This window comes from Oleiphilus sp. HI0061, from assembly GCF_001635675.1.
In genome coordinates this window covers 1-1,715 of sequence record NZ_LWFE01000177.1, presented here as the reverse complement: position 1 = coordinate 1,715, position 1,715 = coordinate 1, and the positions used below count along the sequence as shown (strand labels likewise).

Sequence of the window (1,715 nt, the reverse complement as noted above, 5' to 3'; positions counted from 1 at the left end):
CAATCCAGATTTTTGCATTTCAAACTTGAAACCCAGTATCTGTGTAAATAAAGGTTGATACTTGGTCAGAAGTTCCATCGCTTGCTGAACATTCTCACTACTCATAATTCGAGCCGCGAGTACTCCATCATGATGCAGAAAACTCTGCTCTCCCAAGTAAAGTGCAAAAGGATGATGAGGAAGCAAACGCCTCGCATTAATAATCAGCTGCTTGTACTGAAGAAAATTTATCGTCTGATCAGTCTCGGATAAATCCTGAAACTGAAGCCCTGTATCTTTTAACAAGGACCTCAGATCTACCTTATTCATCATGAGGATTTTAACTAGCGGCTTAACACGCGCGATAGGGATAAAGACCTCACCCGAAGTCTGATATTCAGTACGTAAGTTTCGGTGCCCGATTTTGGCTATATTTAAAGCGCCCATAGTTAACCTTTCATTTTGTTTTTATTATCAATGAATATTTTGAGTCAGTGAAAAAAGGCTTTCTTACCTTGCCCTAAAATACTCATAAATGTTGCTATATGAACATATCGTATCGAGCAACCAAAGTTTTTGAAAGTAACCATCGCTCATTTCGCTAAAAAGATGTTATTTTTTGATCAGCTTATCATTCCTGCTGATAAATCTCGACATAACATATAAAACTTTCTTCATAGCTTTTTGCCGAAGAATTAACCTGGATCAAGATCAGCTATTTACTCAGCAAGGCTAGCAAGGAATACTTAATAAGAACTACACTATTTAACTTCATGGCTGTACCAAGAAAATAACAACTCAGTAGTCTGCTTATGGAAAACCAGCTTCGTATTTCTGAAATCTGCCAAGGCTTTGATAACAATCCCAAGCGAATGATTGATATCCTTTGGGCGATACAAAACACCTTAGGTTGGATCAGTGGCGACTCAATGAAGTTAGTCGCAGAAAAAACCAACAGTCACCGAGTCGTTGTTGAAGGGGTCGCGAGTTTCTATAGTTTTTTCAAAACTAGCCCTCAAGGAAAAATCATCATTCACCTGAGTGAAGATATAATCGACCAGCATAAGGGGAGCGCGGAAATTCTGCAGGCCTTTGAGTTGGCATTAGGGATCCCTGTTGGCAACACGACTCTGGATGGGAAGTTTTCACTCCACCTCACGCCCTGCATAGGCATGAGTGACCAAGCCCCTGCCGCCCTGATTAACGAGCACGTCGTCACCTCGTTAACACCAAGCAAAGTGAAACGTTTAGTTAACGCACTAAAACGTACACTCAAAGCATCTGAATCCGATAACTGGAGAGCACTATCCACCCGAATTCATGACACGTGTTTATCGGTATTCGGCGGTAAAACAGGCGATGGAAATAACAGCCACTCACTAGTACGGAGCATGGTAAATAACAATATTCAGCAATCTGGCCCGGTATTACTAAGTGAGCCTCCTTTAGCGCAAGCTTTGGCTAAATGCCTCTCAAAAAGCCCCGACGAGATTATTGATGAGTTACTCCGCTCCGATCTAAGAGGTCGCGGCGGCGCGGGTTTTCAAATCGCGCGCAAATGGCAATTTGCAGCCCAAACACCGGCTGAAAAACGTTATGTCATTTGTAATGCCGACGAAGGCGAGCCCGGCACCTTTAAAGATAGAGTATTGCTAACAGAGCGCGCTCACCTCTTAATAGAGGGTATGACTATCGCCGCCTACGCAATTGGTAGTGAGCATGGCATTCTCTATTTG

2 protein-coding genes are annotated in these 1,715 nt (G+C 42.7%); one reads left to right on the top strand and one right to left on the bottom strand.

What is annotated here, in order from left to right; all coding sequences use genetic code 11:
* A partial coding sequence (locus A3735_RS02130; protein ID WP_156499332.1) for an AraC family transcriptional regulator ligand-binding domain-containing protein occupies positions 1-426 on the bottom strand: 426 nt, incomplete at its 3' end.
* A gap of 365 nt (positions 427-791) precedes the next feature.
* Here A3735_RS02130 and A3735_RS02125 point away from each other — a divergent pair.
* Positions 792-1,715, top strand: a 924-nt coding sequence (locus A3735_RS02125) for an NAD(P)H-dependent oxidoreductase subunit E (protein WP_197485601.1), incomplete at its 3' end; no start/stop codon positions are given.